Consider the following 7030-nt stretch of genomic DNA (forward strand, 5'->3'; position numbering starts at 1 on the left):
TCCGCCACCAAGAGTGTGTCCACTGATGTGCGCGGCGGCGGCGCAGTGTGGTTATAAGAACCGCCCCCCCCCCCCCGTGGCCAGAACCCCCCCCCCCGCCCTGCGCGTGGTCACCACCCCCAGGTTTTCGGTCTCCGTGGGCAGAAGCACCCTCTCTTCTGCCCACGGATGTTGCGTGGGCGGAACTCCTCGCAGTTCTGCCCACCGAGCCATGACGACGTCGTCCCGGCGGGACAACCGGCCGCCGCCGAGTCCTGCACAGCCGGCCCACCCCGCGCCGGTGTGCACAGACACGCGGCCCGCCCGGCCGCCGTCGGGCCGACCGCGTCAAGGTCGACCCATGTCCTTCGCCCCCGATCTCCCCCTCGTCCCCGTCTTCACCACCCGCGACGTGCTCGAACGCGGTCTGCCGCCCAGCCGGGTGCGGCGGTCCGACGTCCTCCGCCTCGCCCGCGGCATCCACCGTCGCCGTGACATGCCGCTGCGCACCTGGGAGTCGGCCGGGCTCCCGCCGCCGCACCACGGGGTCGGCCTCGACCTGCTGACCGCCCTCCTGCGGTCCCGTCCCGACGCCGTTCTCTCCCACGAGACGGCGGCGCACCTCCACGGCCTCCCGCTTCCCCCGGGCGGGGCCACGCGACGCGCCGCCGTCGAGATCACGTTGCACCGCGGCACCGCACGGGCGCGGATCCCCGGCGTCATGGAGCACCGCAGACCCCTGCCCGCCGGCCACGTCACCTCCGTGCTCGGGCTACGGGTGACGACGCCGGAACGGACCTGGCTCGATCTGTGCTCGATCGGCCACCCCTGGGACGAGGCATCCCTCGTGTCGGCGGGTGACCACCTGGTCCGTCACCCCTGGTCCCCGCGCGGCCGGCGGCCTCCCATCACCACGGTCACCGCGCTGCACGAGGCGATGCGGCCGCTCGGGCGGTTCGTCGGAAGACCGCGGGCGACGGCGGCGCTCGAGCGCGTACGGGTGGGTGCCGACTCGCCGCAGGAGACCCGGCTGAGGCTGGCGCTCGTCGAGGCGGGGCTGGGCGAGCCGACGCTGCAGCACGTGTTCGACCCCGGGCGGCGGGACGCCCCCGAGGCCGATCTGTGGTTCGAGGACTGCCGGCTCGTCCTCCAGTACGACGGCGAGGTGCACCGGAGTGCCGAGCAACACGCCCGGGACGCCCGGCGAGACCAGTACTACGCGGAGCGTGGGCAGATGACCCTGCACGTCACGGGCCGGGACGTCGGCGAGGGATATGCGCGGGTGATCGAGGCCGTCCTCAGACGACGGGCACAGGTCTCGAACGGCTGGGATGCCTGACGTCGTCGTCGCGTATGGCCCTGCCGTCCATGCGCAGGGGTTCCGTGGGCAGAAGCGAGGGTGCTTCTGCCCACGGAACCTGGAAACACGCGGGTCCTGCCCCCGGAAGGCGAGACCCGGCGGGTTCTGCCCACGGAACGCTCGCGTCGGCCGGGCACCCGACCCCCGCCCGGACCGAGCTGGCCCCCGCCCGGACCGACCCGGGCCGGCCTCACCGTCGCCCCGCTCAGTAGTACACGGCCAGGGGCCCGTGCGGGCCGTCCACCACGTTGCACGGGGTGCGGAAGATCCGCTCCAGCACCTCGGGGCGCAGGATCTCGGCCGGGGTGCCGGTCTCCACCACCTGACCGTCGCCCATGGCCACGATCCGGTCGGCGTAGTGGGCGGCGAAGTTGATGTCGTGCAGCACGATCACCACGGTCCGGCCCAGCTCGTCGGCGGCCCGGCGCAGCTGCTGCATCATCTGCACCGAGTGCTGCATGTCCAGGTTGTTCAGCGGCTCGTCCAGCAGCACGTACTCGGTGTTCTGCGCCAGCACCATCGCCACGTACGCGCGCTGCCGCTGGCCGCCCGAGAGCTGGTCGAGGTAGCGGTTCTCGAACGGGCCGAGGTTGAGGAAGTCGATCGCGTCGGACACGTGCCGCTCGTCCTCCAGGGTCAGCCGGCCGCGCGTGTACGGGTAGCGCCCGAACCCCACGAGCTGTCGCACGGTCAGCCGCGTCACGAAGTGGTTCTCCTGCCGCAGGATGGACAGGGTCTGCGCGATCTTCCGGGACGGCGTCGTGGTGATGTCGTGCCCGCCCACGGCGATCGTCCCGGCGTCGGCGTCCTGCAGCCGGCCGATCATCGTCAGCAGCGTGGACTTGCCCGCCCCGTTGGGCCCCACGAGCGCGGTCACTCCCCCGGCCTGGATGTCCAGGTCCACGGGTCCGATGCACACCTCGTCGCTGTGGCGCTTCACCACGCCGCGCAGCTCGATCACAGACGTCCCTTTCTCATCACGACGACCAGGAAGGTGATGCCGCCGATCAGCTCGATGACCACCGTGACCGCACCCCCCGCGTAGAACACGTGCCGCAGCACGAAGTAGGCGCTCGTGAGCACCGCGTACCCGGTCAGCGCCGCCACCGGGAGGATGAACCGGTGGTCGTGGGTGTCGACGAGGCTGTACGCCAACGTCGCCACGAGGAAGCCGAGGAACGTCATCGGGCCCACGAGCGCGGTGGTCATGGCCATCAGCACGGAGACCAGCAGCAGCGTCACCATGAGCTCGCGCCGGTGGTGCAGGCCCAGGTTGGTCGCGGCGTCGGCGCCGAGCGCCACCGTGTTCAGGCGGCGGGAGCGCAGCCACAGCAGCGCGCACACGACGACGGCGATGGGCGCGGCGATCGCCACGTACTCGGTCCGGGCGTTGGAGATGTTGCCGAAGAGCCGCGCGCTCAGCAGGTCGAACGAGTTCGGGTCCAGCAGTCGCTGCATGAACGTGCTCAGCGCGGCCAGCCCGCCGCCCAGCACCACGCCCACGAGCAGCATCAGATGGACGCTGCCGTAGGGCCGGGAGAGCAGCCACGAGTACAGGGCCGTCGCCAGCGCCACCATGAGCGCGGCCTGGGCGAGGAACGGCCCCACCCCGGTCAGCACCGCGACGCCGGCGGCTCCCAGCACGTACACGGCGGCGGTCGACACGGCGGTGTAGAGCGCCTCGAACCCCATGATCGAGGGCGTGATGATGCGGTTGCCCGTCACCGTGTGGAAGCTGACGGTCGCGAAGGAGTGGCACAGCGCCACGATGCCGATCACGCCCAGGGACTCCACGCGCATCCGCGCGATCATCCAGAACGCGCGCGAACCGGGTTCGGCCTCGTTGCCCCACAGCAGGATCCCGGCGGTGGAGAGCACGGCGACGGCGGCCAGCACGGCGACGACGACCGCATACCTCCGGCGGTCGGCGGCGGTGACGAACGCGCCGGACCGGCGCGGGGCGTCGGCCTCGACGGGCCCGGCCGCGGTGGCGCCACCGGGCGGGGCGGGGAGGCGACCCGGGGCGGTCGCGAGCGGCTCAGCCATGCTTGGCCTGCCTCAGCAGCAGGGCGAGGAACACGATCGCGCCCACGAGGCCCAGGATCAGCGAGATGGGCACCTCGAACGGGGCGATCACGGTGCGCCCGATCAGGTCGCAGACGATCACGATCCACACGCCGACCATGACCACCCAGGGCAGGTTCGTCCGCAGGTTGTCGCCGCGCACCATGGACACGAGGTTGGGGACCACGAGCCCCAGGAACGGGAGGGCCCCGATCACCACGGTGACCACGCCGGTGGCCACGGCCACCATGGCCACGCCGGTGAGGATCACGGCGTCGTAGTTGAGGCCGACGTTCGTGGCGACGTCCTTGCCGAGGCCGGCCACGGTGAAGCGGTCCGCGATGACGAAGACCGCCACGCACACGATCAGCACGAGGAAGAGCAGCTCATACCGGCCGCGGACCACGGAGGTGAACGAGCCCGCGAACCACGCGCCCACCTGCTGCAGCATGTCCGTCTGGAGGGCGAGGAACGTCGAGGCGGCGCCCACGACGGCGCCGAGCATGATGCCCACGATCGGCACGATGAGGGAGGACTGCAGGCGCACACGCCGCAGGAAGAGGAAGAACACGAGGGTGCCGACGAAGGCGAAGAGGATGGCCCCGGCCATCCGGGTCACCAGGCCCGCCCCCGGCACGAGCACCATGGTCACCAATAAGCCGAGACCGGCCCACTCGGTGGTGCCCGTGGTGCTGGGCTCCACGAAGCGGTTCTGCGTCATGAGCTGCATGATCAGCCCGCACATCGCCATCGAGGCGCCGGCCAGCACGAGGGCGACCGTGCGCGGCACGCGCGTGATGGCGAACATCTCGCGTCCGCCCTCCGCGCCGACGTCGTACACGCCCACGAACAGCGAGACCACGATGAGGGCCGCGGTCACCACGACGCCGACCAGCAGCGGCCAGGTGCGCTGCCAGCGGGTGCGCTCGGGCCGCAGGACGGCGGGCGGGACCCAGCACACGCGGTCGCCCCGCCCCGGCTCCTCGAGCCGGGGCGGGGCGTCGGCGACGTGGTGACGCACGTCGAGAGTCACTGCGCGCCTTCGAAGGCCTTCGCGAGGTCCTCCATGACGGTGGTGTGGTTCTGGATGTCCTCGGCGACGTAGAAGTCGGCGGGCAGGTAGACGATGTTGCCCTCCTTCACCGCGGTCACGTCCTGGAGGGCCTCGGAGCGCTCGATCAGCTCGGCGGCGGTGGCGTTCTCCTCGCCGATGGCGGCGTCGCGGTCCATGACGATCAGCCAGTCCGGGTTCGACTTCGCGATGGCCTCGACGGAGATGTCGTCGCCCTGGTGGTTGTCGGTGCCCGACTGCTCGAGGGCCGGGGTCAGCTCCAGCATGTCGAAGAACGGGCCGATGGCGCGACCGGTGCTGGGCGCGACGTACGACAGCTCACCGCCCGAGGCGATGAGGCCCATGACGGTCTGCTCGGGGTCGTAGGCGTCCTTGGCGCGCTGGGTGGCGGCGTCGAAGTCGGCGATGAGCTTCTCGGCATCGGCCTCGTGGCCGGTGGCCTCGCCCAGCAGGGTGGTCAGCTCCTTCAGGCCCTCGTCCATGGGGGTCTGCGTGACGTCGAAGTCCGTGTCCACGACGGCGGCGTCGCCGGTCAGCTCGTCGATCTCGGCCTTGCGCTCGTTGAACCGCTGGCCGTTGAACACGACGTCCGGCTCGGCGGTGACGAACAGCTCCATGTCCGGCTCCCGGTGGTTGCCGATGTCGGCGACCGAGTCGTCCTGGAGGTAGGAGGGCCCGCCCTCGCCCTTGTACATGATCTGCTTCGGCGCGGCCGACAGCTCGACGCCCCAGTCGTCCAGCGTGCGGAAGGTGCGGTTGTCCGTGGCGATGACGGAGTCGACCTCCTCCGGCAGGGTGACCTCGGCGCCGGACATGTCGGTGACGGTGACCCCGGCCGCGATGCCGCCCGAGGCGGCCGAGGAGCCGCCGGCGGCGCTCGCGGAGGCCGAGGACTCGCCGGAGGCGCTCGCGGAGGACGAGCCCGTGGCCGCGCCGCCGGCGGAGCAGCCGACGAGGGCGAGGGCCGCCACCGAGGTCAGGGCGAGACGGGCGAGGCGGGGGGCGCTGACGGAACGCGGCATGGTTCTCCTTCTGGGCGGCGGGGCTGCCCCGGGATGAGCAGTCGGGGTGGTGGGCGCGCTCCCGTGGAGGTGAGCCTTGCCTCAGTCGAATACCGTACACGAGGGTGCCGTAATCCCCCAACGGGGGTTCGACGGCTCCCGCCGCCCGGGGCCCGCGGCCTCGAGCCCCGTCAGTCCAACGGCGTCACCTCGAGGGCGAACCGCGACCGACCCACGCGCGCCAGCACGAGGGTGGCGTGCCGTCCGGCCCCGCCACGCCGGCCCGGCTTCGCCCCGCCGAGGACGGCGCGACGCACCTCCTCGGGCGTCTCGCGGATGCCCCGCTTCTTCACGTCCAGCCGGCCCACCCCGGTCTCCTTCGCCCAGCGCCGCAGGGAGGCCAGGTGGAAGCCGTGCACCGCCTCGATCCGATGGGCGCGGGCCAGGCCGTCCCGCACCGGCTCGGGCGCGACGAGGTAGGCCAGGTGGGGGTCCAGCTGCCGCGTCGGCACGGGCCAGGACGCGGCCAGGTCCGTCACGAGTCCGGCCCGGATGACGGCGCCGTCCGGCTCGTGCAGGACCGCGCCGACGAGCCCCGCCATGCCCTCCTCCCCCACGGCCTCGACCTCGGGCGAGTCGCCGAAGTCCGCGCCGGAGACGAGCTGCGCCGTCGTCGTCTCCCCGCCCCGGACGGTCATGACGCGCGCCGCCCGCCGCACCCCGGGGCGGGCCGCCGCGTTGAACCACAGGGCGGCCTCCACGACGTCGCCGTCGACGCTCACCCACTCGGCCTCGGCGCCCGCCGGCACGGCCTCGTGCGGGAGCCCCGGGCCGAGCTTGACACCGACCGGGACGCCCGTCGCGGCGATGTCCGTCACGACGCTCAGGGGCGGGGAGAACGCCTCGGGGTCGAACACGCGCGCGGACCCGCCCCCGCCGACCTGACGGCGTGCGGGGTCCAGCCACACCGCGTCCGCCTCGGCGGGCACGTGGGCGCGGGCCCAGGCCACGGCGTCGCCGTGCACCACGTGCGCGCCGGGGAGGCCGGCCAGGTTCACCTCGGCGGCCGCGGCGACGACGGCGTCCCGCTCCACCGCCACGACGTCCAGGCCCCGGTCGGCGAAGGCGCGCGCGTCCAGGCCGAGACCGCAGCCGAGGTCGGCGACGCGCCGGGCCCCCGCGGCCGCCAGCCGGTCCGCATGCAGGCCCGCGACCAGCGGGCGGGTGGCCTGCTCCAGGCCGTCGCGGGTGAACAGCATCCGGCGCGCCTGCCGCCCGAGGCGGGCCTCCGCCCGGGACCGCAGCGCGGCCTGGGTCAGCGCGGCGGCCACGCGCTCCGGCGGATGCCCGGCCGCACGCAGGCGGGAGGAGACCGCGAGCGCGTCGGCCTCGCGGTACCCGGCGAGGGAGTCGAGGAGCACGCGGCCCTCCGGCTCGAGGACGGGGGCCAGGGCCTGTCTCGTATACACATTTCCGAGCCCACGCGACGGCACTAAACCTCGCGACCCCTCCTCTGCGTTAAAAAACAAAGACGAACGGTGACTGCGGGTTAAC

At 72.9% G+C, this 7030-nt stretch carries 6 protein-coding genes; 1 reads left to right on the plus strand and 5 read right to left on the minus strand.

The genetic code is table 11. The annotated features are described in order from the left end of the window. Positions 1-340 precede the first annotated feature (340 nt). Complete coding sequence (locus FLM69_RS10805) at positions 341-1318, plus strand: hypothetical protein (RefSeq protein ID WP_070708754.1); 978 nt, start codon at positions 341-343, stop codon at positions 1316-1318. Positions 1319-1544: 226 nt separating this feature from the next. On the opposite strand, the gene FLM69_RS10810 is transcribed toward FLM69_RS10805, so the two are convergent. The 5 genes from FLM69_RS10810 to FLM69_RS10830 form a co-directional block, all read right to left on the minus strand. Next, positions 1545-2300, minus strand: a complete 756-nt coding sequence (locus FLM69_RS10810) for an ABC transporter ATP-binding protein (protein WP_141844211.1) — start codon at positions 2298-2300, stop codon at positions 1545-1547. Beyond that, positions 2297-3385: an iron chelate uptake ABC transporter family permease subunit gene (locus FLM69_RS10815; RefSeq protein WP_141844212.1), complete on the minus strand. Its 1089-nt coding sequence runs from the start codon at positions 3383-3385 to the stop codon at positions 2297-2299. The genes FLM69_RS10810 and FLM69_RS10815 overlap by 4 nt, the downstream gene beginning before the upstream one ends. Beyond that, the gene (locus FLM69_RS10820; RefSeq protein ID WP_084776545.1) at positions 3378-4436 is read right to left on the minus strand and encodes an ABC transporter permease; all 1059 of its coding nucleotides are present in this window, start codon (positions 4434-4436) and stop codon (positions 3378-3380) included. The genes FLM69_RS10815 and FLM69_RS10820 overlap by 8 nt, the downstream gene beginning before the upstream one ends. Then, positions 4433-5497, minus strand: a complete 1065-nt coding sequence (locus FLM69_RS10825; protein ID WP_102708506.1) for a siderophore ABC transporter substrate-binding protein — start codon at positions 5495-5497, stop codon at positions 4433-4435. The genes FLM69_RS10820 and FLM69_RS10825 overlap by 4 nt, the downstream gene beginning before the upstream one ends. A gap of 170 nt (positions 5498-5667) precedes the next feature. Beyond that, positions 5668-6945, minus strand: coding sequence for a methyltransferase (locus FLM69_RS10830; RefSeq protein ID WP_141844214.1), 1278 nt, complete (start codon positions 6943-6945; stop codon positions 5668-5670). Positions 6946-7030: the final 85 nt, after the last annotated feature.

Origin of the sequence: Micrococcus sp. R8502A1 (genome assembly GCF_006704135.1) — a bacterium.
GTDB classification, from domain to species: Bacteria; Actinomycetota; Actinomycetes; order Actinomycetales; family Micrococcaceae; genus Micrococcus; species Micrococcus luteus.